This is a genomic window from Pseudonocardia aurantiaca, assembly GCF_039526725.1.
GTDB lineage: Bacteria > Actinomycetota > Actinomycetes > Mycobacteriales > Pseudonocardiaceae > Pseudonocardia > Pseudonocardia aurantiaca.
This window is the reverse complement of sequence record NZ_BAAAJG010000001.1, coordinates 1-24807: the sequence shown is the minus strand read 5'-3', so window position 1 is coordinate 24807 and position 24807 is coordinate 1. Positions and strand designations below refer to the sequence as shown.

Annotated in this window: 18 protein-coding genes and 1 pseudogene; 8 read left to right on the top strand and 11 right to left on the bottom strand. The window is 67.4% G+C overall.

Annotation, left to right across the window (positions count from 1 at the left end):
* Positions 1–4: 4 nt before the first annotated feature.
* The 7 genes from ABD143_RS00095 to ABD143_RS00065 all read left to right on the top strand — a co-directional run bounded on the left by ABD143_RS00095 (position 5) and on the right by ABD143_RS00065 (position 9048).
* Positions 5–664, top strand: coding sequence for an acetate uptake transporter (locus tag ABD143_RS00095; protein WP_343969245.1), 660 nt, complete (start codon positions 5–7; stop codon positions 662–664).
* Positions 665–890: 226 nt separating this feature from the next.
* Entirely contained in the window at positions 891–1697 is an 807-nt protein-coding gene (locus ABD143_RS00090) for a polysaccharide lyase family 7 protein (RefSeq protein WP_343969242.1), read from the top strand.
* A gap of 449 nt (positions 1698–2146) precedes the next feature.
* Positions 2147–3067 (top strand): Rossmann-fold NAD(P)-binding domain-containing protein, encoded by a 921-nt coding sequence (locus tag ABD143_RS00085; RefSeq protein ID WP_343969240.1) that lies wholly within the window; start codon positions 2147–2149, stop codon positions 3065–3067.
* Entirely contained in the window at positions 3064–4488 is a 1425-nt protein-coding gene (locus ABD143_RS00080) for a glycosyltransferase (protein WP_343969238.1), read from the top strand. The genes ABD143_RS00085 and ABD143_RS00080 overlap by 4 nt, the downstream gene beginning before the upstream one ends.
* Complete coding sequence (locus ABD143_RS00075) at positions 4485–6716, top strand: right-handed parallel beta-helix repeat-containing protein (RefSeq protein ID WP_343969235.1); 2232 nt, start codon at positions 4485–4487, stop codon at positions 6714–6716. Before ABD143_RS00080 ends, ABD143_RS00075 begins: the two co-directional genes overlap by 4 nt.
* 5 nt (positions 6717–6721) lie before the next feature.
* Positions 6722–7651, top strand: coding sequence for a polysaccharide lyase (locus ABD143_RS00070; protein ID WP_343969232.1), 930 nt, complete (start codon positions 6722–6724; stop codon positions 7649–7651).
* A gap of 47 nt (positions 7652–7698) precedes the next feature.
* On the top strand, positions 7699–9048 hold the full coding sequence (locus ABD143_RS00065; RefSeq protein ID WP_343969229.1) for a right-handed parallel beta-helix repeat-containing protein: 1350 nt from the start codon (positions 7699–7701) through the stop codon (positions 9046–9048).
* Between the two features lie 150 nt (positions 9049–9198).
* Here the strand turns inward: ABD143_RS00065 and secY are convergent, their stop codons facing one another.
* The 3 genes from secY to ABD143_RS00050 all read right to left on the bottom strand — a co-directional run bounded on the left by secY (position 9199) and on the right by ABD143_RS00050 (position 12249).
* Positions 9199–10497, bottom strand: a complete 1299-nt coding sequence (gene secY / locus ABD143_RS00060; protein WP_343969227.1) for a preprotein translocase subunit SecY — start codon at positions 10495–10497, stop codon at positions 9199–9201.
* 238 nt (positions 10498–10735) lie between these two features.
* Positions 10736–10978, bottom strand: a complete 243-nt coding sequence (locus tag ABD143_RS00055; RefSeq protein ID WP_343969224.1) for a hypothetical protein — start codon at positions 10976–10978, stop codon at positions 10736–10738.
* A 68-nt stretch (positions 10979–11046) separates the two neighbouring features.
* Positions 11047–12249 (bottom strand): erythromycin esterase family protein, encoded by a 1203-nt coding sequence (locus ABD143_RS00050; RefSeq protein WP_343969221.1) that lies wholly within the window; start codon positions 12247–12249, stop codon positions 11047–11049.
* 58 nt (positions 12250–12307) lie between these two features.
* On the opposite strand from ABD143_RS00050, the pseudogene ABD143_RS00045 reads away from it, so the two are divergent.
* Positions 12308–12553 (top strand): annotated as a pseudogene (locus ABD143_RS00045) (MerR family DNA-binding transcriptional regulator); the annotation flags it as partial.
* 264 nt (positions 12554–12817) lie between these two features.
* On the opposite strand, the gene ABD143_RS00040 reads toward ABD143_RS00045, so the two are convergent.
* The 8 genes from ABD143_RS00040 to ABD143_RS00005 all read right to left on the bottom strand — a co-directional run bounded on the left by ABD143_RS00040 (position 12818) and on the right by ABD143_RS00005 (position 24293).
* Positions 12818–14353: a Rid family hydrolase gene (locus tag ABD143_RS00040; protein ID WP_343969218.1), complete on the bottom strand. Its 1536-nt coding sequence runs from the start codon at positions 14351–14353 to the stop codon at positions 12818–12820.
* A gap of 141 nt (positions 14354–14494) precedes the next feature.
* Positions 14495–15415 (bottom strand): fumarylacetoacetate hydrolase family protein, encoded by a 921-nt coding sequence (locus ABD143_RS00035; protein ID WP_343969215.1) that lies wholly within the window; start codon positions 15413–15415, stop codon positions 14495–14497.
* A 57-nt stretch (positions 15416–15472) separates the two neighbouring features.
* Positions 15473–16348, bottom strand: coding sequence for an alpha/beta fold hydrolase (locus ABD143_RS00030; RefSeq protein WP_343969212.1), 876 nt, complete (start codon positions 16346–16348; stop codon positions 15473–15475).
* Positions 16349–16405: 57 nt separating this feature from the next.
* Positions 16406–17071: a sensor histidine kinase gene (locus ABD143_RS00025; RefSeq protein ID WP_343969209.1), complete on the bottom strand. Its 666-nt coding sequence runs from the start codon at positions 17069–17071 to the stop codon at positions 16406–16408.
* 384 nt (positions 17072–17455) lie between these two features.
* Entirely contained in the window at positions 17456–20173 is a 2718-nt protein-coding gene (locus ABD143_RS00020; RefSeq protein ID WP_343969206.1) for an ATP-binding protein, read from the bottom strand.
* A gap of 217 nt (positions 20174–20390) precedes the next feature.
* On the bottom strand, positions 20391–21137 hold the full coding sequence (locus ABD143_RS00015) for an acetoacetate decarboxylase (RefSeq protein ID WP_343969203.1): 747 nt from the start codon (positions 21135–21137) through the stop codon (positions 20391–20393).
* Positions 21138–21195: 58 nt separating this feature from the next.
* Positions 21196–24135, bottom strand: a complete 2940-nt coding sequence (locus ABD143_RS00010; protein ID WP_343969200.1) for an FAD-binding and (Fe-S)-binding domain-containing protein — start codon at positions 24133–24135, stop codon at positions 21196–21198.
* A complete protein-coding gene (locus tag ABD143_RS00005) occupies positions 24132–24293 on the bottom strand; it encodes a histidine kinase (RefSeq protein WP_343969197.1) in 162 nt (53 codons plus the stop codon). Before ABD143_RS00005 ends, ABD143_RS00010 begins: the two co-directional genes overlap by 4 nt.
* Between the last annotated feature and the right edge of the window lie 514 nt (positions 24294–24807).

The window sequence follows — 24807 nt, the reverse complement described above, 5'->3', positions numbered from 1 at the left end:
CGGGATGTCGACGCAGACCACCGCGGTAAGCGCGCCGCCGGAAGAACGGATAGTCGGTTTCAAGCCCGAAGCCGGTGTGGGGATACCGCTCGCAGTCGGGACCTTCGGGTTCTCCGTCCTGATGCTCGGCATCCCCAACTCGGGACTCATCACTGCCGACGCGGTTGGGGTCTTCGCAGCGGTCGCGTTCGGCACAGGTGCGTTCGGGCTGCTCATCGGCGGACTCATGGAGCTCCGTGCGAACAACGTCTTCGGCGGTAGTTTCGCACTGTTCTACTCGGCGTTCCTCCTGACCACCGCCCTCATGCTCAGGTTCCTTGCCGTCGAGATGGCCCCCGCGGCGTTCGCCGCGGCGTTCGGGACGTGGCTGCTCCTATGGTGCGTCTTCACGTTCATGCTGTCGTGGGCGGCCTGGTACATCAACATGCCGGCGTTTCTCGCGTTCGTGTTGTTGGCCGTGGGTTACTTGTTCTTCGGCCTCGCCAACTTCGTCGGCTCGCCGGCTTCGCAGGCACTCAGCACCGCAGGTGGTTGGGTCCTGATCGCCGACGGTGTGGCCGCCTGCTACCTGGCCTGGGGGCTCGCGGTGAATCCCGTGGTTGGCGGGAAGGTCCCGTTGTGGCCGCACCCCTACGCTCGATCACCTGCCAGTGCTCGTCCGTGAGTTCATGCCTGCGCACCACGGCCTGATCAAAATAGGCCCCTGCGCACGGTGAACGAGCCCGAGACGATCCGGCGGACCACCCGTGCCGCTCGGGCGGCATGCCCCGATGAAGATCGCGGGTCGCAGGGCTTGGAGACGCACGGCTACTCTGACGCGCCCGCGGGGACGTCCCGTGGCCGTTCGCGCAGACGGCTTTCGCGCGACCGGCGCTTGCCGAAAGGTGAACGTGGACGGAACCGTGCGCCGGATAGCCCTGTTCGCCGGCGCCCTTGCGCTGGCGCTCACCGCCTGCGGAGGCCCGCCCCCGCCACAGCCGACCGTCGCGCCCACACCGGAGCCGGCGCCGAGTGCGGCGCCGAGTGCTCCGCCCACGAGTGGTGCCCAGTACCCGGCAGAGGTGCTCGACCTGGACAACTGGTACCTCACGCTCCCCACCGGCCGCGAGGGCGACCCGGACGACGTCTACCCGCCGGACCTCGACACATTCAGTGACCCCTGGTTCCGCCTGACCGACGCAGGCGACGGCGTGGTCTTCACGGCCAACGCGGGCGGGGTGACCACGGAGGGCAGCAACTATCCGCGCTCCGAACTGCGTGAGATGGCGAACGGTGAGCTTGCGAGCTGGTCGAACACGCGCGGCACCCACACCCTCGACGTCCGGCAGGCCGTGACGCGCCTGCCTGACATGAAGCCGCACGTCGTGACGGCACAGATCCACGATGCCGAGGACGACGTCGTCGAGGTGCGCCTCGAAGGCGTTCGCCTGATCGCCGAGTACGACGACGGCGACGGCGAGGTGGTCATCGACCCCGCGTACGAGCTCGGCACGCCGTACGACCTGAGGATCACCGCGGCCGGCGGAAGCGTCGAGATCTTCTACAACGGGCGGCTCGCGGCGAACATCCCCGAGCGCGGGTCGGGCTGGTACTTCAAGAGCGGCAGCTACGTCCAGTCCAACCCGACTCGGGGTGACGCTCCCGATGCCACGGCCGCTGTCGTCCTCTACGCGCTGAGGGTGGAGCACTCTTTGTGATCGTCCGCTGGACCGGTCCAGCGAACGGAGCCACCTCAGGTTGCGCGCTCGGAACGATTTGTCGCCGGGCCGCCTTTCGTCTGCGCCGAGCAACCCGCGGGCCACGCCTAGCGGCGAGATTGGAGCGATAAACGGTCCTCTCGAAAAGGTTACGCATTTTAGCGAGAAGTTCCAGAAAATGCTCCGTGCGAGTGAAATCAGACGATTACCCACAGTGACTGCAAGTCTTCTGGCTCCTGATTGGCGGACGTTCACAGCGGTGGCGGCGCCGCCGCGAGCGGTTCTTACGACGCGCTGACCTGCGAACGAGCTCCGCCCGGGGCGCAACAGGGGTTGCACCCATTACGGAATGTCACCAATCGGACCTGCGCTCCCGTCCGTCTGGGACTGCGCGAACATTCCCTTGTGGGGCGATCAGGGGGATTGCCCGAAATGGGGGAGGTCAGTCCATGCAGCCGTCAAGGATCTTCATCATCGGTTCTGGCGTGGTCGGCGCGGCCACGGGCGAGGGTTTCGTCGGCGCCGGGCACCACGTGACCTTCATCGACACGTCCGTGGCGCGCGTACACGAGCTGGTTGAGCGCGGTCTGGACGCGCGGACCGAGTTGGACCTCTCCGCCGAGCGGGACTCGTTCGTGTTCCTGACTCTCCCCACGCCGAACGACGGGCGGCGTTACGACCTATCGGCGTTCACCGCCGGCACGGCGTCCGTCGGCCGGGCGCTGGCCGCCTCGCCTGCCCGGCACACGGTTGTGGTGCGGTCCACGGTGTCGCCGGGCACCACCGAGGGGCTGGTGCGCTCCGTTCTGGAGGAGAGCTCGGGGCTGACCGCAGGGGAGGGGTTCGGGCTGGCGTCCAACCCGGAGTTCCTGCGCGCGGTCTCGGCGGCGCAGGACTTCGCCAACCCGTGGATGACGGTGATAGCGAGCCGTGATCCGCAGACGGTGGCCCTGCTGCAGGACCTGCTGTCGCCGTTCGGGGGTGAGCTGCGCACGTTCTCCGAGCCGGCCGAGGCCGAGTTCATCAAGTGCGCGCACAACATCTTCAACGCCACCAAGATCAGCTTCTGGAACGAGATGTGGCTCGTCGCCCAGGAGGTCAGGCTCGACCTCGACCCGATCGCGGCCACCGTCGCGCTATCGGCCGAGGGCTCGATCAACCCCCAATACGGCATCCGCGGCGGTGCCCCGTACGGCGGTGTGTGCCTGCCCAAGGACACCAACGGGTTCCTCGGCTACGCGGACGGCGTCGGCGTCGACATGCCGCTGCTGCGTGCCGTGGTCGAAACCAACGACCGACTCGAAGCAGTGGTCAAGCGTGAGGTCGAGGCGGTTTCGGAGCGGACGACCTCGGATGTCGAACTGGCATGACCCTCCCGCTTTACTACTACGTGCTGGGCACGCCGCTCGGCGTGCTCGGCCTGATCCGCTGGGGATTCTGGCTGGTACGGCGCATCCCGGCAGTGCTATACCGGCCGGTGGTCAACAACCACCGATTGTCGATGAGCGTGGTGGTGCCGACCTACCAGGAGGATCCGGAGGTCTTCGCCACCGCGATCGAGTCCTGGCTGGCCAACGGGGTCGAACAGGTCATCCTCGTCATCGACGAGTCGGACACCGTCTGCCAGGAGATCGCGCGCCGCTACCCCGTCGAGGTCGTCATCACCGACGTCCCCGGTAAACGCGACGCCCTGCGCAAGGGCTGGCGCGCATCGCGCACCGAGTTGGTCGCGCTGGTGGACTCGGACACGATCTGGGCGCCGGACGTCGCCGCCGAGGTGTGCAAGCCGTTCGCCGACCCGCGGATCGGCGGTGTCGGCACCCGGCAGAGCGTCTACGGTTCGAAGGGCTTCCTCGCCCGCATCACCGACATGTTCCTCGACCACCGGTACTTCGACGAGAACGCGAGCCAGAGCCTCCTCGGCAAGGCCGTCTCGTGTCTCTCCGGCCGCACCGCCGTCTACCGGCGTGCGCTGCTGCTGGAGATCGAGGACGACTTCATGCACGAGACGTTCTGGGGCGTCCAGTGCCTCTCCGGCGACGACAAGCGCCTCACCACGCTCATCCTCGAACGCGGCCACCTGACCTACATGCAGCGCACCGCCGAGGTGTGGTCGACCTTCCCGGACACGTGGAAGATCTTCTTCCGGCAGCGGCTGCGCTGGGCCCGCAACACCTGGCGCTCCGACCTGCGCGCGCTCTCGCGCAAGTGGGTCTGGCGGCATCCGTTCCTCGCCTTCACCATGATCGACAAGGGCATCAGCTCGTTCACGCTGCTGCTCGGCCCGATCTTCATGACGATCTCGCTGATCAACCAGAACTGGATCTTCGCCGGTGTGCTGGCGCTGTGGTGGCAGATCAGCCGCTCGGCCAAGCTGCTGCCGCACCTGCGGCGGCGGCCCTCGTCGTTCTTCTTCATCCCGGGCTACGTGTTCGTGTCCTGGATCATGGCGTTGATCAAGCTGCAGGCCCTGCTCACGATCCGCAAGCAGCGCTGGCTCACCCGGCAGGTCGCCGTCGAGAACGGCCAGGTCGTCCGCACCGCGTCGGCGGCCGACGGCGCCGCGCCTGCCGACCTGCCTCCGGCGGGCCCACGCGGCCCGGTCGCCCCTGTTCACGGGGCTCCGGTTCCCGATCGGCGGGTTCCGGCGCATGCAGGTTCGGCCCGCGGCGTTCCCGCAGGCAGCAGGCCACCTGGTCGAGGAGGCCCCCAGCGGGGGATGCCGGGTCCCGGCTCCGCCGGCGGTCCGGGACCGGACGACACGATTCCGATCGTGCGGGTGTCGGCATGACGGCCTCGCGTACACGACGGCCCCTGGTCCGGCGGCTGCTCGCGGGATGTGCGATCGCGACGGTGTTCGCTCTCGCCGCGCCCGGTGTGGCGGCAGCCGCTTCGGCGGACGGCCCGGCCGTGGCAACGGGCACGGCGGGCGCGCTGCCCGCACAGCCTCCGGGCACCGACCCGCCGCCGGGCAACGACCCGCCTCCCGCCACCGACCCGCCGCCGGGCAACGACCCGCCTCCCGCCACCGACCCGCCGACCGGAAACGACCCGCCGGGAACGAATCCGCCCGGCTCGACTCCGGCTCCGAACCCCACCCAGCCCCGCCCCGGCTTCCCCGGCTTCACCAGGCCACCGGCGTCACCCGACCCTGCCCAGATCGCCAGGGAGCAGGCCGAGGCGGCCAAGCACGCCGAGCAGGTCGCCCGTGAGCTGGCCGAGCAGGCCAAGCACGCCGAGCAGGCCGCTCGGGAGCAGGCCGAGGCGATCCAGCGGGCCCAGGAGCTCGCGGCCGCGCAGGCCGAGCAGGCCGCGGCGGTCCAGGAGGCCAGGGCGTCATGGGATTCCCGTGGGCGGCCGGCGAAGCTGGCGATCGTCCGGGCCGACCGCGTCGAGGTGATCACCGAGGGACGGCTCGTCCGGAACGTCCCCCGGACGCCGGGCGCGGTGACGTTCGGTGCGCTGGACCGCTACCTGCCGGACGACTGGATCACGGTCGACGGCGACACCGCGTTCGTCGACGCCATGGTTGTGCTCTCCACCGGCACCAACCTCCAGATCGACGAGGACACCAAGACCATCCAGCTCGCGGGCGGCCCGGAGCCCGGTGACGCCGCGTCCATCTTCACGGGCGGCGGCAGGCTCACTCTCACAGGCGTCACGATCACCTCGGCCGACCGGGAGACCAAGGCCCCGCTACCGGACACGGCGGCCGGACGCCCCTTCGTCGAGGTCTCGGCCGGCGGCAGGCTCAACGCCACCGACTCGGGGTTCAGCGACCTCGGAAGCCCCGCGGTGGGTGCCGGTGAGGGCAACGCCGGGCTGCGGTTCAACACCGGGAGCACCGGGTCCCTCGTCCGCACCACCGTGCAGCGCAACACCATCGGGCTCGTGCTCTCGGCGTCGACGGACGTGCGCCTCGAAGAGGTCACCGTCAGCGAGTCGACGGGCGACGGCCTCGTGCTGAGCGGCGACCGCGGCACCACGATGGACCGGGTGCGCGCCGAGGGCAACGGCGGCAACGGCGTGCTCGTCACCGGGGAGAACTCCGACCGCCCCATCACCGGGTTCTCGACCAGCGGAAACGGGGTCTACGGCCTCGCCGTCGTCGGGCAGACCGGGGCGCGGGTCACCGGGATCGTCACCGAGGGCGACAAGGCGGGCGGCCTGCGCCTGAGCCGGGTCACCGACGTGGTCGTCACCGACTTCACCGCCACCGAACAACCGATCGGCGTGTTCACGCACGTCAACAGCAGCGGCGTCCTGATCGAGGGCCTCAGCACCACCGGCGGCCGCCGCGGTCTCGTCGTCGAGAAGAGCACCCACGGGCTGGAGCTCAGGGCCTCGACGATCGCGGACGCCCGGGTGGCCGGGGTCGCCATCGGCGGCAAGGAAGTCCGGCTCACCGACGTGCAGGTCGCCGACTCGAGGGCAGGCGTGCGCGTCGAGCGCGGCGCAGGCGACGTCCAGCTCACGAAGCTGACGGTCGAGGGTGGCAGGGACGGGATCGTCGCCTCCGCGGGCACCACGGGCGTTGTCGTCACCGACCTGGTCGCCAACAACGTCGGGTACGACGCGGTGCGCAGCGCCAGCCCCGGTGCCCAGATCGTCGGCGGCACCATCAACGGCGGCGCCACCGGGATCGACGTCGCGGCAGCCGCCACGATCGTCGGCACCACCATCGCCGGATCCAACGAGGGCATCCACTCGCGCTCGCCGGAACTCGTGCACGCCGACAAGGTCCAGGTGGACGCGACCGACGTGGGCGTCAACGCCCTGCCGGGCAGCCCGTTCCGGCTGAGCAACTCCAGTGTCCACGCGTTGGAGGCCCTGCGTGGCGTGATCGAGCAGCAAGGGGTCAACGACTTCAGCCTGCCGCCGCTCAACATCCTCGGGGCAATCGGTGTGCCGCTGATTCTGCTGGCCCTCGTGCTGGAGCAGGTGCACGCCTTCCGGCAGCGCCGGTTCGGCGGCACCCGCAGGCGGCACCTGCCGCCCATCCCGGTGGGAGGGGGGTGACGGCCGTGAACGTGACCCGTGCGAAAAGGCAGGCGCTCGCCCGCCGCGCGGCCACGGCCGTGCTCGGTGTGCTGATCGTCGGTGCTGCCGGGTGCAGCGCGGAGCCGCCGGTAGGCGACGCCCAGCCGGGCGGGTCCGTGTCTGCGGTGGGGCCGGGCATCGAGCCCGCTGACCTGGAGCGCTTCCTCGGCGGCGGGCTCCGGTTCTCCAGCGACGGTGACTTCGGGCTCGACATCGCCCAGCTCGTCACAGACCCGGAGGCTCCGGGCGGCACGCTCCTGCGGGTGCCCTACCCGGCGGGGTCGGCGAGCCGCGGAACCGACGGCCCGGAAGGGGGGATGCAGGCGTACATGCAGCTCCCCGAGCCGGTCGACGTGCTCGACCTCAGCTACCAGGTCCGGTTCCCCGCGGACTTCGACTTCGTCAAGGGTGGGAAGCTCCCCGGCCTCTACGGCGGCACCGTCACCAGCGGCAAGCGCATCCCCGACGGCACCAACGGCTTCTCCACCCGCTACATGTGGCGTGCGGACGGCGACGGCGAGGTCTACGCCTACCTCCCGACGTCCGAGGAGCACGGCACCTCGCTCGGCCGTGGCTGCTGGATGTTCGATTCGGGTTCGTGGAACACGATCCGCCAGCGCGTCCAGCTGAACACCCCCGGTGAGAGGGACGGCCGGATCACCGTGTGGCAGGACGACCAACTCGTACTGGACCGGCCCGGCCTGGAGTTCCGCACCACCGACGAGCTGCGCATCGACGGCCTGTTCTTCTCCACCTTCTTCGGCGGCGACGACAGCTCGTGGGCGAGCCCGGTGGACCAGCACGCCGACTACGCCGCGTTCACGCTTGCGCCGGGAACCGATGCGCTGCCGCCGGGCGGGCCGGACGCGGCGGACCGCGACGACAGCGACTGCGGCACAACCGGTGCATCGTGACGATGCCTGCGATCAACCGGCCGCGACGACGGCTGGGCGGAGATCCCATGAACGTGCAGAACCCGGCCCGTCGCGGCCTCCGCTGGATGACGCTCGCCGTGCTGGCCGCAGTGGCGGCACTGTTGGCAAGCGCGTGCTCGGTTCCGGAGCCGCCCGCCCTCGTCCGGCAGGACGCGCCCCCGAACGCGGTGACGGACCCCGCCAAGCCATGCAGCCGGATCTCGTCGGACGCCCCTGCCGAGCAGCGCCCGGACGTACGGCCGGGCTTCCGCTTCGACCGCCCCACGAACACGATCGAGATCAACTCCGGTGAGGGTGTGACGCTGCCGGCGCTGGCCAGGGCCGTGAACGACCCGGACGCACTGCGGGAGGTCGCCCCCGGCGAGTGGCTGCTGGCGGCGAACATCGTGGTGCAGGCCGGGGCGTCGCTGCAGATCGCGGCGCCCACGGTGCACTGGCTGAAGCTGAGCAGCAGCGGGCCCCAGTTCGCGTCGGTGAAGGCGTTCGGCGGGAGCATCGACATCACCGGCGCCTGCGTCACCTCGTGGGATAACGCGCAGGGACGGGTCGACACCGAGTACGCCGACGGCCGCGGCTTCCTGCTCGCCCGCGACGGCGCGACGATGACCATCGACCGGGCCGAGCTGCGGTACCTCGGCTACGGGGAGGTGGAGTCCTACGGGCTGTCGTGGCGCACCGAGGGCACCACCGGCAAGATCACCAACAGCGTGGTGTCACACCTCTACTACGGGCTCTACAGCTTCGAGGTCGGCGGGCTCGTGGTGCAGGACAACGAGTTCCACGACAACGTCCTGTACGGCGTCGACCCGCACACTCATTCCCACGGGATGGTGATCGAGGGCAACAGGGTCCATCACAACGGCAAGCACGGGATCATCCTCGCCGAGGACTGCGCCGACAGCGTGATCCGCAACAACATCGTGTACGCCAACCAGCACCACGGGATCGTGCTCTACCTGCGCTCGGATCGGAACGTCATCGAAGGCAACGACACTTTCGGCAATGCCGCGCAGGGCATCAACCTCAACGAATCGTCCGGCAACACCGTGCGGGGCAACCGCGTCTATGACAACGGAGAGTCCGGCATCGGCGTCGCCCAGACCGCCGCGGACAACGTGGTGGAGCAGAACCAGATCCGCGGCAACAAGCAGGACGGCATCCGGGTGGTCAGCGAGGCCACGCAGAGCACCCTGCGCGGAAACGTGATCGGGGAGAACGGCCGGTACGGCGTCTACGTCGACAGCGACGGCGCCGTCGACATGGCAGAGAACACGATCTTCGGCAGCCGCGCGGGCGTCATGCTGAGGAGCTCGTCGGTCGCGGTGGGGGACAACCAGGTCTACGACAACCACGAGGCCGACATCCTCAACGGTTGACGCGGAGGATGACGCACGTCCTACGGGTAGCCCACGCGATCCTGGCCTGCGACGTTTTCCACCTCGACGCGATCACACGATGGACCTCGACGACGCGGGCAGACGCTTCCGGTTCCTCTGATCCGGCGCTCCCACCAGACTGTTTTTCGATCAGTGCAGGAGCCTTTCATAATCGCTTTGCGCGCGCCGCACGTCGATCTGCTGCGCGGTGTCCAACGTGACACCGACGAGGAAGACGAGGACCACCAGAATGGTCACACCGCCGAAGGGGAATCGCGGGCCGGCGTCCAGCAGTGCCAACCCCAGGGCGGAAATAAGGGCGACGCCCCCCAGATAGACTGATCCGACGGCGGTGATCCGGTGGTGCACGTAGCCGAGGTATTGGGCCGTCGGCCTGCCGGGACGGACGCCGGGGACGAATCCGCCCACCCTGGCTATTTCGTGAGCCAACCGGTCGGGATCGATCGTGCCCGCGGTCCTGAGTAAGGCGAAGAGGCAGACGAGCACGAAGTAGGCCGCCATCCGCCAGGGAGTTCCCTCGTCGCGCAGCCCGGAGGTGGCCCACTTGAGCCAGGCCGCGTCGGGCCAGAACTGAGTCGCCAACACCGGCAGGTACAGCAGGATCGAGGCGAGGACGGCGGGGCCGTTCGACTGGGGGATCCGCAACGGAACGTAGGACGAGGCTCCGCCGTACGGCCGCCTGCCGACCATCTCCCTGGCGTACTGCACGGGAATGCGGCGCTGCGCCTGCGCCACGAAGATCGTGACCACCACGACCGACAGCGCCACGACGGTCATGACCGCGATGGCGGCACCGCCCTTGGCTTGGCCGAGGCGCAGGAACTCCGCCGGTAGCACCGCCACGACCTGGGCGAGCAACAGGATCCGGACGCCGTCGCCGAATCCTCGGTCGGTTATAGCCTCGGCCAGCCACATGACCACTGCGGTGCCGGCCGTAATGCAGACCACCATGACGGCGAGGGGGAGGACGCCATGGTCGTCGAGGATGTCCCGGCCTTGGCCGGCCGCACCGGGGGACGTGTGGCCGGCGACGGCCGCCACCACGCCGACGGCCCCGAGGAGGCCGAGCCCGACTGTGAGCCGCCGCCGGTACTGCGTGAGCAGACGTGCGCCGGCCTCACCTTCCGCCTTGAGGGCGGCCAGTCGCGGGATCAGGTTGATCAGCGTGCGCAGGACCATCGTGGCTGCCAGACAAGGGAAGATGCCGAACGCGAAGACCGACAGCGTGAGCAGTGCGCCGCCGGTGAGCAGATCGAGCACCCAGTGCAGTTGGTTGTCCGCCTTGGGGACTTCCGCCAGCGCCCGGACGTTCACATTAGGGGTTGGCAGGTTCTGCCCGAGACGAAACACCACGATCACCAGCAGCGTGAGCAGGATCCGATTGCGGAGGCCCCGTCGGCCCTCCGGCCGCTCGGCGCGGTCGCTCATCGGTTGCTCAGCCCTCCGTCGGCATCGCCTTGTTTGCCGCATCGTGTGGATCATGGTAGCGGCGGTGGACGAGATCCTGATGACAACCCATCGCTCGCGGCCCGCGCCGGCGCGCCGAACAGCGGTGATGTGGCACGATCCGAACTCCACGCAGCAGCCCGCGCCTACAGCACCTCCTACCAGGAGCCAACTCGCCGCTGGGATTGCGCACTCAATGCGGCATGAACGGACACCGCAGTCAGCTTCGGGTTCGCTGCTGCTCGCGGTGCCACATGACGTTCGTGATGCAGAATTCATCCACGCCCGCCACCGTGGAGATGAGTGTCTCCGCCAGTTCCAGGTAGCGGTTGAGTTCGACCTGGTTGCCGAGGAGGAACCCGGTGAGCCGCATGCCGTCGGCGTCGGTGGTGCGCAGCTGCGCCCCGGGGTGCGGGCGTTCCTTGCGCAGGATCAACCGTGTGCCGGGAGGCCACCCGGACAACGGGATCAGGTTCGCGCATCGAGGGACAGTGTGTCGCTCACAAGATCAACCTCGGTGAAAGCCCGAGGCTAGCTCCGCCGGGCGTCCTTGACGAACACGATCCCGTCGGTGCTGGCCACGTGCGCCGGATCAAGCGGGGAGTAACCGAACCAGGGGGACACCCGGGCAGCGGGCGTCACGTTGGCGAGGGCAGGGGCAAGTCGGAGGGGGTCGACGATGTAACGCTCCTCCGGGAGCGCGTACAGCAGCCCCTCGATGGTGTCCGGAGGCGGAGCGTCTACTCCCTGGTGGCGAATCGTGCCGAGGGCTGTGGCGAGGAAGGCGTACTCCGCGCCCAGGTGGGCGCTGACGATCGCGCCGGCGCTCCACCATTCCACCGGCAGGTCACCCAGCCGCATCGAGCTCTTGTCCCGCTGCAGATGCGCGTTGTGGGCGTACACCAGCGCAGGCCCTCGTTCGGCGATGGCGAGCAGGTTGGTGGCCATCATCGAAGCCCGCAGGCCCAGCAGCCTCGCCATGCGGCTCGGTGACGTGTCGGCCATCCAGAAGTGGTAGCTCAGCAGCCCGGTGGCGGTACGCCCGTACAGGCGTGCTCGGTGCCAGTCCTCCCGTGAGGACGCCGCGATCAGGTGTGGCGTCTGCGCGTCGAGCAGGGCCACCAGATCATCGGCGAGCAGACGCAGCTGTTCGGCGCCGGGCGTCTGCCCCACGGACTGGGACGGGTCCATCATCGCGGCGGGATTCGTCCATCGGTCGTCAGCGCCGAGCAGGCGGTCGAGCGTTTCCGCGGTGCAGGGAAGCAGGTCGGCGTCAACCCAGGCGGTGAGGTAGCCGTGGAGTGCGGTGAGGGCCTGCCGAGGGCTCGCGGCGCCGGTGATCTCCAATGGGCCGTCGAAACCGGCGAAGCGCAGTTGCTCCGACGCGGGCCGGCCGTCGTTGTACGCGCGCATCCAGAGCACCAACTCGCGGTTGGCCGCGGACGCGCCGAACCCGTGGCTGAAGCCGCGCTCCATGACGTCGACGAGGATGCCGGTGCCCGAGGTGACGTAGTCGTCCACGATCAGGCCCATCATGCAGTCGCTCTCGATCGCGATCGTCCGGTAGCGCTCCTGCTCGACGAGTTGCCGGAAGAGATCGTTTCGCATGTCGAGCAGATCGTCCTCGCCGTGGGTGGGCTCGCCCAGGGCGAGTAGCCGCGGCCTGGCCGGCAGCAAGCCCATGGCGGTAGCAGGCTCGACGACATGGGCGGCGTCTGAGATACCAGCAGTCATACCGCTAAACGGTATCGTTGAACCAGCGCGGAAACTTCTCGTCGATATCAGCAGAGCGATGACACGGAACCTTCAAAGCAGCGGACAGCTCAGGCCGGTTGACCTGGCGCGAGCGCACGGTCTGTCCACACAGGCGGTCAGGAACTACGAGGCGGCCGGCATCCTTCCGGCCGCCGCACGCACCTCGCACGGCTACCGCACCTACACGCCGCTGCACGCGCAGGCACTGCACGCGTTCCTCGCCCTCGTGCCCGGACACGGGCACCAGACGGCCACGTCGATCATGCAGGCGATCAACCGGGATCTGGTCGACCATCGGGTACTCCAGGACCTGGGTGGCCGACCTGATGAGGCCGGGGACGTCCAGCCAGTCGAAGTCCCCCTCCGCGAAGGGCCCAATCATGTCGTCGACCGATCCGTCCCGGGTCCAGTCCCGACCACTGCGCTGCGGGGTCTCCAGTTCCGCGACCCAGTTGATCAGCTGGTTCCCGTTGCCGTCGACGTCGTTGCGGATCGGGTAGATCACCATCTAATCAGCCATCCCCAGACCGGCCGGGCCGGCGTCGGATCACGCCGCGGGAATACGGGCCACGGCCTCGATCTCGATGAGGAAGCCCGGGGCGAAAAGGGTCTGGACGCCGACTAGCGAACTCGCCGCGCACCGTCGCACCCCCGCGTGGAGCGGGCCCATGATCAGCGGCACGAGTTCCGGACGGTAGTCGACGACAAAGATCGTCTGCTTGATCAGATCGTCGCGGGTCGCGCCCGCCGACGCGAGCGCGATGTCGAGGTTGCGCACGATCTGCTCTGCCTGTTTGGCATAGTCGGGCCCGCCCACCAGGTTACCGTCCCTGTCCCAGGCCACCTGCCCGGACGTATAGACGAGCCCCAGGTCAGGCAGGGTTACGACGTGGGTCACCACTCCGGGCAGTGCGTGCAGCCCGTCCGGGTTGGCGTCAACAAGCGTCATGTATTTCTCCTTCGCTGGAATTGATCTAGGATCAATAGCACGGCCGAGTGTGGTTGGCGCGGATTGATGAGACGGGCGTCGGATCGAGATGTAGGCCACAGCGACCTGATAGGGCGGGGGAATGCGTCCGAACGCACTACCTGGAGCCCGGAAGGCGTCTCGTTCGCCGGCGAAACCCGAAGACCGCACATGCGACCGCTGCCCATGCAAGAAGGACCACGAACGGGAACGCGTTCTGGTTCTGGCCGTGTGCTGTGCATTCACTGCGGCACCCGGTGGCAGCCACTGGCCTACTGTGCTGAGCAGCGACGGCAGCAGGGGCCAGGACACCGCACCGCCGGACGAGGGATTGCCGAGCATCACCAAGAGAATCCACGTCGGCGCGAGCGCCCATCGCCCGAACAGGGAGTTGAACATATGGAAGACCGCGCCGCAGGTGAACATGGTCAGCGACAGGATCAGCCACGACTCGGCGAGCGGCAGCCGCAGCGCTCCCAACCCCCATTCGACGGCCGCAATGATCGTCAATCCGCCCAGCGCTGCGTAGCCCGCGGTGAAGCCCAGCGTCTGCCCGAATCGTAGGTCTTTTGCGTTCACGCTGAGTTGGGCGGCCCCCACGAACCCCACCACCACTGACGCAATCGTGATGTAGAAGATCGCCAGTCCGTGTGGGTCTCCTGCCTGCAAGGGATTGATGTCGCGCATTGTCACGGCCACGCCGAGCGACGCGCTCACCTGCGGGGCGACTTGGGTCAGCAGCTGCGCAACGGAGGAGCCGGAGGCGCTGGAGACATCCAGTTCGGGACTGCCCGCAGGCAACTGCAGGATGGCGAACTCCCGCTGCTGGTCGACCGCCTCGCGGGCCTCGGCGTAGGAGTCGTACCGGTGTAGGTGCAGCGACGCATCTATCGCCCGATCCATGCCGGCGACGAAGGCCACCTGCGTGGCGTCGGAGGGCGAGGCGCCGGTAACGGCGATTGGAATATCGCGCGGGGTCGGATCGGCCATCGCGTACGCGTATGAACCTGCGAACAGGCCTGCCGCCAGGGCGGCGACGATCCCGATCACCGCCGCTGGAAGGAACGGTGATCGGGAAAATCTCTCCCAGTGCTCCCCGGCAGAATTGAAGGTCACACGGTCTCCTCAGGTGCATGACTCATCCTTGGCGCGAACTGCAGAGGAGACTCGTTTCCTCCGACTCGTTCTTCTGCGGCCAGCCTGGATTACCGAAACCTAGTCACGTGCGAACCATTCTTGCGGTTTGCGAGGTGATCACTACGAACCGAGACCCTGCATTGGAGCTGTTTCGGCTCCGCGGAGCAGGGGTCGTGCGCCTGCGGCCGGGATGCACACCCGAGACCGCTGCCGCCCAAGTTGTCCCACCTCCACGTCAATGACGTCGCCATCGTGCAGGAAACGTGGAGGCAACATGCCTAGCCCCACACCTGCTGGTGTCCCCGTGTTGATCAGATCGCCAGGCTCCAGCCGTAGGAATTGGCTCAGGTAGCACACGATGGAGGCCGGATCGAAGACCATGTCCGCGGTGGTTCCGTGCTGCATGGTCTCGCCGTTCACACGCAGCGTCAGGCTTACCGAGTTGATGTTCGGGATCCCTTCCGGGGTCACGAGGTAGGGCCCGGCCGGATTCCAGGTGGGGTAGGACTTGCCCTTGGTCCACTGGCCGCCGCGATCGAACTGGAGCGTTCGTTCCGAGACATCGTTGAGGGTCAGATAGCCCGCGATCACGGATTCGGCTGCCTGGACGTCACGGAGGTGCACAGCCCGGCGCCCAATCACAACACCGAGCTCGACTTCCCAGTCACCCTTTTCGGTTCCGGGTGGGAACAAGATGTCGTCGTTGGGGCCACTGATACTGTTGGGAGATTTGTGGAACACCAGGGGCTCGGTAGGTAGATCCATGCCCGTTTCCGCGGCGTGGTCTCGATAGTTGAGGCCGATGGCGTAAATGGACTGAGGCTGAGCGATGGGCGAACCCAACCGCTGGCCGGATAGCTTAATGGGAGCGAGCGTCCCTGCCTCGAGAGCCTGGACGGAACGCAAAAGCCCGTTGTCCGCCAAAAAAGCACCGTTGATGTCGGGTGTCAAGGGGCGAAGATCGAAGGCCTCGTCGCTGCCGTTCGATGGGAGCACTACAGGTACTTCGGAGCCGATAGACCCCACTCTGGCAAAGCGCATGGCATGGTCCTTTCGCGTTGGTTTGGGCTACAGGTGATCGGCGGGATACGGCTACTTTCAGCCGGCCCAGTCGTCCAGGAATTGGAGGAGCTCTCGGTTGACCACGGCGGGTTGTTCTTCCTGGCACAAGTGACCACATTCAGAGATTGCGCGGCCGCGAACATATCGCGCGAGTCCCTTCCAAACGCCGAGCACGTCGTACGCCTTCCCGACGATTTCGAAGTCCGCTCCCCACAGCGCCAAAGTGGGACAGTCGATCAGATTATCGACATCTTTGAGGTCCTGCGCCGTGTCCTCTGGTGCCGCTCGATAGTCCATGCAGGACCCACGCACCGCACCCGGTTGCTGGAAGGCGCGAACGTAGACTGCGATTTCTTCCGGCGAGAGCATGTCAGGGTTGTAAGACCAGGTCCGGTAGAAGTATGTGAGCCACAACTCCTCCCGTCCGGCAATCAGAGCTTCGGGCAGGTCGGGTACGCCAAGGAAGGAGAAGAACCAGTAGCCTTTGCGTGCGAGCGTTGCGTTGTAGGTCTCGGCGATCACTCGAGTGGGGATGTTGTCCATCGCCACGAACCGGTCGATGCGGTCGGGGTGGTCTTTGGCGAAGCGTGTTCCTACCCGTGCTCCGCGGTCGTGGCCGACCAGTGCGATCTTCTCGTGGCCTAGATGATCCATCAGTGCAAGCACATCGTTCGCCATTGTCCGCTTGTCGTATCCAGCGGCCGGCTTTTCGGTGTCACCATAGCCGCGCAGGTCCGGAGCGACGACAGTGAAGCGTTCGGCAAGAACGGGGATCTGCTTTCGCCACGCGTACCAGGTTTCGGGAAATCCGTGCAGCAGGTAGACCGGCGCGCCTGACCCGATACTGACCCAATGCTGCTTAATTCCATTCAGCTGTGCGCTGTGGTGGGTTACACCCTCGACTGAGTCCATACTCGATGTGCCTCCACACGTATTGCGATTTGCCAGGGGCGGGTCAGGTGATCACTGTCAGTCAGCGGCCTGCGACCGGCCGACCGGCAGGTCGGCCCGCAGCGTTGTGCCCCCGTTGCGAGGGCTGGAGATCGAGATGCTTCCGCGGAGCGCCTCGACCCGATCGGTGAGGCCGACGAGTCCCGTGCCCGCGCCCGGCGTGGCGCCGCCGGCACCGTCGTCACGAATCGACAGGTACAGGCTGCCGTCACGCACGGCCGCATGGATGTAGACCGATGACGCTCGGGCGTGCTTGGCCACGTTGGTGAGTGCCTCGGACGCGACGTAGTACGCCGCTGCCTCGATTTGCTGGGGCAGCCGTTCCGGGACGTCGACGTCGAGTCCCACCGGAGTGACCGAGCGGCGGGCGAGGGTCCTGAGCGCGGGACCGAGGCCGCCCTCGGACAGGATCGCCGGGTGGATGCCCCTGGAGATCTCCCGCAGGTCCTCGCTCACATGCCCCAGCTCGGTGACCACGTGCGCCAGCTGCGTCCGGACCTGCGTCAGCTCGGGCGGCAGGATCGCCTCTGCGGCGCGCAGGCCTAACTCGAGCGCGACCAGGTGCTGCTGGACGCCGTCGTGGAGGTCGCGTTCGATGCGTTGCCGGGTGTCGTCCGCTGCGGCCAGGATCCGGGCGCGTGACGCGGCGAGCCGTTCGGGGCTTTTGTCTGGTGAGTTGCTCACCTTGGCGTTGAAGTCGGGTGAGCAGTCTGTGCTGGGGACGGTGGCCGGCGTTGTGGGTGGTGTGTTGTCGGACGGCGCTTCGCGGTCAGGTGGGGTGATCCATCCACAGCGGCCGCAGATCATCGCTCGTCTCCTTTGATGCCGCGGGTCGGGACGCACACCGACTGTTGCGTGGCGCAGCGGCGGTCGCGTCCGTGTCGTCCCCGGTCACATGCCCTGGGCAGCACGCCATGAGCACGTGGGAGAAGGGCGTCGGGCGCGCGTCGGTATCGGTGTGACACACCGGTCACCTGGCGAGGCGGGCGGTGGGGGGTGCGACCGACGATCCGCAGGACACACCTCGGCGCGGACTACCCGGCTGCCCGTCCCCGGCTTGATTTCGGGTCAGGAGAGTTGTCGCCGCGAGCTGATGCCGAGCTTGCCGAAGACCTTGCGCAGGTGATACTCGACGGTGCGGGGGCTGAGGAAGAGCCGTGCGGCGATCTCGGGATTGGACAGGCCCTCGCTTGCGAGGCGTGCGATCTGGGCCTCCTGTGCGGTGAGCTGACCGGTGGCGGTCTCTGTTGTGCGTTTGCGGACGCGTTCGCCGGTGGCCTGCAACTCGCGCGCGGCGCGCTGGGCGAACGCCGCCGCTCCCATCTCGGTGAACATCTCGTGGGCGGTGCGCAGCTGCTCGCGTGCATCCAGCCTGCGGCGCGCACGGCGCAACCACTCGCCGTACAGGAGGCGGGCGCGTGCGAGCTCGCCGCGGATGCGGGTGCGGCCGAGCCGGTCGATCGCCTCGCGATAGGCGCTCTCGGCGGCCTCGGCGTCGCTCAGCAGCGCGCGGGAGCGGGCCTCGATGCCCAGCGCCCAGTCGGTGCCGCTGGCGCGGGTCGTCTCCGAGAGCCGCGCGAGGGCGTCGACGGCGTGTTCTGGCTGTCCGCTGCGGGTGGCCGCCTCGATGAGCTCGACCAGCGCCGCCCACGTTGACAGGCCCAGCCCCGGCGGGTGCTCGCCGGCCTGCCGGGCCGCCGCCAGCGCGTCCTCATACCGGCCGAGGCCGTTGCAGAGCAACGCATTCGCCCACTCCGCGACGGTCAGCCCGATCCCCTCGCCCCGGCGCAGCACCTTGGTCGTAGTGGCCTCGATCAGCTCGACGGCCTCGGAGACGGCGCCCCGCCAGCCGGCGAGCAGCAGGGCGCCATACGGCGCGAGGCGGCTCCCGGTCGCCTCGGTGACCGCCCGCAGCTCCTCGACCAGCGCCGCGGCCGCAGTCAGCTCACCGGCGAATACGTGCGCGGCGATGCGTGAGTTCAGGGCAACGGGAAGTGTGGTGAGCGCGCCGGCATCCCGGGCGAGCTGGAGATGGCGGGTGGCGAGCACCTCCCAGGTCTCGTCGTCCCACAGGTGCACGGCGGTGCTGTGGGCGTGCCAGAGCCAGCGGAGACCTTCCTCAGCGGAGAGGTCGGGGGCGCGGAAGGCACTCAGCGCCCGGCTCAACATCGGCATAGCGGCGGCGTACCCGTCCGTGTACCGCACCGCCAAGCCGTCGAGGAGTAGGTCGGCCGCGCGGGGAGGCTGCGGCGAGGGGGGCGCGGCAAGCGCGGCCTCGGCCACTTCCCGCACACTGCCTCCCGTGGCCAGGCGGCCGGCGAACATCGCCGCGTAGAGGGCGTCCAGGTAGGTTTCGCGGGCCAGCCGCACATCGAGGGGTTGCAGTCGTTTTGCGGCTTTGAGCAGCAACGGGGGCGCATCGCTGCCGCGGTTGACGGTGAAGGCGATCTGGGCGCGCAGCATGTCCGCTCGGGCGCGCTGGAGTTCGTCCAGCGAGCTCGCCTCCGCGAGGGACAGCAGTTTCAGGGCGGCGTTGGGGGAGCCGGCCTGGTGCATGTCGTGGGCCGCGGCCAGCGCGCGCTGCCCCCGGCGCGCCGGATCGATGGTGAGCTCCGCCGCGCGCTCCAGGAACGCGGCGGCTGCGGCGAGTCCGCCGCGCGCCTGCGCCCGCCCGGCGGAGCGCTCGAGATCCGCGGCGACGTCCTCGTCCGGCCCGGGTGCCGCCTGGGCGGCGTGCCAGGCGCGGCGATCGGGATCCGCTTCGGGATCGGTGACCGCGGCCAGCACCCGATGCACGCTCCGCCGCTCCTCCGGCGAGGCCGCCCGGTAGATCGCCGAGCGCACCAGCGGATGCCGAAACCGCACTCGGGCACCGATCTCCAGCAATCCCGCCGCGGCTGCGGGGGCTGCCGCTTCGATGCCGATCCCGAGCCGCTCGGCCGCCCGCCACACCAGCACCGGATCACCGACCGGCTCCGCCGCGGCGACCAGCACCAGCTGCCGGGTGCCGGCCTCGAGCGGCGCAAGCTGCCGTCGGAAGCTGTCCTCGATCTGCCTCGGCAGCGCCACCGCGCCTGCCGGCCCGAAGCCGCCGGTCAGCTCCGCGTGCGTCAACCCACGCGGCAGCTCCAACAGCGCCAGCGGGTTGCCCCGCGTCTCGGCGAGGATCCGGTCGAGCACCCGCTCGTCCACCGGCCCACGCAGCACCGACCCCAGCAACGCGCGCGCATCATCGTCCGGCAACCCGGCCACCAGCAGCTCCGGCAGGCCCGCTAGCTCCGCCACCCCACCGGGCCCCCGTGCCGCGAAGACCATCGCCACCGATTCGGCCATCAGGCGGCGTGCCACGAACGCCAGCGCCTGCACGGAGGCCCGATCTAGCCACTGCGCGTCGTCCACGACACAGACCAGCGGCCGCTCTCGCGCCGCCTCTGCCAACAGGCCCAGCACCGCCAGACCGACCAGGAAGCGATCCGGCGCATGTCCGTCGCTGAGCCCGAACGCCATGCGTACCGCGTCGCGCTGCGGAGTGGGGAGCTGCTCGACCTGGTCCAGCATCGGGGCGCACAGCTGATGCAGGCCGGCGAACGCCAGTTCCATCTCCGACTGGACGCCCGCGGCGCGCGCCACTCGACACAGCGACGCCTGCTCGACCAGGTACTCAAGTAGCGCCGTCTTGCCTACGCCTGGCTCGCCCCGCACCACCAGCGCGCGGCTCTCACCCGACTGGACGGCCTCGAGCAGCCGGTCGAGCGCCTCACACTCGCTACCCCGGCCCAACAACACCTAGCAACAACACCACCCGCGCAGGCCTTCGTCGACCCACCGGGGCGATCCGAGTCGCCAAATCCGAGCAACCACCCCCGGGTTCCCCGGGGACAATCTGACGAGCGGTGCAACCGGTCCGACACGCCGGGTAGCTCGGGGGAACGACCAGCAATGATCGAGATGATCGAGCAAGTGTCGGATCAGATTGATCAGCAGCTGCTCACTATAAATTACGTTATGCGAGGTAATCGTGCACAACTTTACCTTCCAGGAGCGTGACGTCGGATAGTGTGTGGTTCGCTGAGATGATCTCGCGCACTGGCAGCGCCGCCAGGGGTGCCAAGGCATGCGCAAAGAGTTGAAGGGTTGCGGGGCCCTTATAGGCCTCCTTTACTTCGACATCTCCGTAATCGAAGCGCACAAGTTCTAGGACGCGCGGACTCCCGTCTACATGCGGAATTATCTTGAGGACAGCCCCGGGCGAGGCTGCTGCCTGAAGCGCCTCTTCGCGCCCCATCTGCTCATACCCGTAGCCCATTGTTGCTTGCGCCACCAGCGACCCGCTGTACTCAAGTGTGCCCACGACAGCATCGTGATCGATGCGGAGCATCGGCTGCCCAAACTTTTTGGGCAGTCCCCATATCTCGCGGCCATCCAGAATGGCTGCCACACTGCCGGCGAACATCGCTGGGCGGAAACTGATCGTCTCTCCGTTGAGTTCAGTCTTGATGCTTTGTGCGACCTCATAGTAGTTGCCCAGTTTAGGCGCGCGCATGTAGAGGAAGGCGATGCTGACGATAGGGTCCGAGACGACCAGGGGTTCTGGTACCAGCGCAGCGGCGGCGTCGAGATCGGACCTGTAGCTGATCGTGAGTGAGCTCCGGTCCAGGAACCTGTCCGGCGGAGCCGTGTACGCGGGGCTTGCGAACGGCATGGCGAAGGCGCGCGCCCGGATATCGTCGGCCGACACATTATTCGTCATGGTGTTCCTCGCTTCCACTTATGGGTCTCGACCTGCGAAGCGTGCGACGCTCCACTCTTCACGATGCGTCTCGGCGCGGCCTGCTCGCGCGTTCCAACTCAATCAGGACCGAGTAATACGGACGACCCGTAGCATGCTGCATGCCGATCTCGCAGGTGCGATTTGCCGACAAGTGTGCACTGAACTCCCGCGACCGCACTTCCTCTGCTTCGTGTACTGTCGCCGTTTCCGTCAGTTCCTTGTGCAGCATTCCTCGGTCGCCTGCGAAACCGCAACACTCCGCGTAGACCGGTACCTGCACGTCCTCTGCACAGGCCGCGGCCAGGCGCTGCAAGTCCTCGACGTCGCCCAGATGCCGCATCGAGCAAGAGGGATGAAGCACTGCACTCGCGGACTTCTGGGTAATTTCGAGATTGGGCAACAGTTCGGTCGTAGCCCACCTGAGCGAATCCAGAACCTCAAGTTGCTCGTGCTTTCGCCGATTCTTCGGAGTCAGGTATGGCTTGACTTCTTCCTTGACGCCGAGGGTGCATGAGGACGCGTCCAAGATGAACGGAAGCCGTCCCTCGTCGGTCCACTCCCATGCTTTCTCCACAATACGGTTCGCCATCACGCGGTTGCCCTCGTCGTACCCCTTGGAGTGCCAGATGGTCGCGCAGCACGATCCTCCCATGTCCGAAGGGATCCATACCGGCCTTCCGGCTCGGTTAGATAGCGCGACCATCGCTTTCGGCAACGAAAGCTGGGCTTCACCGTCCGGACCGGCAAAAATCCGGTTGACGCAGGCAACGTAGTACACCGCTGTCGCTGTGGTTCGGTCCGTCTGCGGTAGCCGGCGGCTCGCCGGCCCGGGGATCTCGGGCAGCCATTCGGGCATCAGGTCTGGAGAGACCACCTTTCGGATGAGCTGTGTTACATCTTCGAGGAGTCGATCCGGGAGATGATCCGCAGCTCCCAGGGCTACTCGCACCGCGGACTCGATTGCCGAATAGGATTTCGCCACCCGAGCTGCGCTTCGCTCTTCTCGCGCGGAGTGCCGCTGATGGCGGAAGCCCTTCATCATGGCCCCCGTGTCGATGCCGACCGGACAAGCGATCTTGCACGTCGAGTCTCCGGCGCAGGTGTCGACCGCGTCGTAACCGTAAGAGTCGAGAAGGCTCTCCAGCACTGTCGAGCCGATGGGTTGGCGAAGCATTTCGCGTCGCAGGACGATCCGCTGCCGCGGAGTGGTGGTGAGATCACGACTCGGACATACTGCTTCGCAGAAGCCACACTCGATGCAGGGATCGGCGATCGCTTCGATGCTGGGGATGGACTTGAGACCGCGCAGATGTGCGTTGGGATCGCGGTTGAGCACAACGCCCGGCGCAAGCACGCCGGCCGGATCAAAGAGCTGTTTGATTCGCCACATCAGATCTGTGGCGTCTGGACCCCACTCCATCTGGAGGAAAGGTGTCATGTTACGGCCGGTAGCGTGCTCGGCCTTGAGTGAACCGTCGAAGCGACGTACCACCATGTCGCAGAATTCGTTCATGAACTCTGCGTACCGCACGACATCTCGAGGATTCGCCGCGTCAAAGGCGAGGAGGAAATGCAGGTTGCCGTGCGCAGCATGGCCGGCCACTGCGGCATCAAATCCGTGCTTACGTTGCAAGTCCTTGAGCGCCACGCAAGCGTCCGCCAACTGCGAGGGCGAAACAGCGAAGTCCTCGGTAATCAGCGTCGTGCCCGTGGGGCGAGCCTTGCCGACGGCCGTCATGAATGCTTCACGAGCATGCCAATACGTACTGATCACTGAAGCGTCGTTGATGAATTCGTTGGTGACTGAGTCGACAGGAGTCACGAGATCCAGCTCGGCAAGCACGCGGTGCGCCGCCGCAACATTCCGCCGCTGGGCGTCTTCGTCTGGTGCGCGGAACTCCACGAGCAGGGCAGTGACATCTTGCGGAAGATCCGCCCAGTCGCTCGGAACGCCTTCGACGCTCGCGCAGGCGCGGAGCGTATTGCCGTCCATGATCTCGATCGCGCGGGCGCCAGCTTCAGCGAATGGGGGCACTGCCGCTCCCGCGTCCCGCAGCGTGGGGAAGAAGAGCATCGCAGTGTGCTTGTAACGGTCGAGTGGAACAGTGTCGAACACTGTCTCTGCGATGAAGCCCAGGGTCCCTTCTGAGCCGACCGTCAAGCCTCGCAGAATGGCCGCCGGCGTACCACCATCCAGAAAGGAATCGAGTCGATAGCCACTGGTGTTTTTCAGCTGATACTTCGACCGGATTCGCGAAACGAGTTCTTGGTTTTGTTCGATCTCGTGCTTGAGATCCAGCAAGCCGGCACACAGTTCGGGCTCGGCGCGTAGCAGTTTCTCATCCACTTGCGGGTCGGCAGTGTCCACAACCGTGCCCGACGGGAGCACCAATGTGACAGAAGACAGCAGCTTGTACGAGTTGCGGGTGACTCCGGCGGTCATCCCAGAGGCGTTGTTGGCGACGACTCCCCCAACGCAGCAAACACTCGAGCTAGCGGGGTCAGGTCCCATCAGGCGCCGATAGTGAGAGAGTGTTGCATTAGTCCGTCCGATTGTGGTACCGGGCTTGATCCGCGCCCGAGCGCCACCGTTCAGTACTGCCATGCCGGCCCAGTGACGGCGTACATCGACGAGGATGTCCTCACCCTGTGCCTGGCCATTCAGGGAAGTTCCCGCAGCGCGGAATACTACCTGCCTCTGGTTTTCGTGAGCATACTCGAGGACTGCGGAAACATCCGCTACGTCTTCGGCGATCACGACAACCTGTGGGACGAATCGGTATGGACTGGCATCCGACGCATACTTCACGAGGTCGGCGATTGTGTGCAGCACTTTGCTGTCGCCGAGGATCCGACTGAGGTCCCTCCGCAGGGACTCTGGTGTGCCGGCGGCCCGATTGTCCGGAACCCTGCCCTGCGCTGGTCCCTCGGTCTCCTCCGGCCTCAGATCTTCCGGCTTTGGTGCGAGCAGAGTCATGTTGTCTTCTCCAAATGAGTCCCACGCTCGATCGCCACGCGCAGCGAGAGCGCCACCAGGTGCTGCTGGATGCCGTCGTGAAGGTCGCGTTCGATGTGTTGCCGGGCGTTGTCCGCGGCGGCCAGGGGGGTGAACCATCCACAGCGGCCGCAGATCATCGTTCGTCTCCTTTGATGCCGCGGGTCGGGAACGCACACCGACTGTCGCGCGGCGCGGCGCTGGTCGCGTCCGTGTCGTCCCCGGTCGTATCCCTGGGCAGGGCGCCGTTGGGCGCGCGTCGGTATCGGTGTGACACACCGGCGACCCTGGCGGGCGAGCGGTGGGGGATCGGAGCGGCGTCGACGCTGCGGGTGCGGACCGTAGCGATCAGATACCGCATTCCGGTGACCGCGCTCATGCGCGACAGCCTCGGCCGGAGCCCTGCGAGCGGCATGCTCCTTGGGCTACCAAGGAGGGGAAGCGAATCCGGCACCGGCTCCCGCCAGGGGCATATCGATCACGTCCGTCTCACCGCTGACCACGACCGGACCTCGCGCGCGCCGAGGGCCGAAGCCACCCCGACGTGGCTCCGGCCCGGGACGCAAAAGATGCTGGTCAGCCCCGCGCGTCGTGCACGGCCTTCTCGATCTTGTCGCCGGTCTTCTTGTCGATGTTCTTCCAGTACTGGACGGC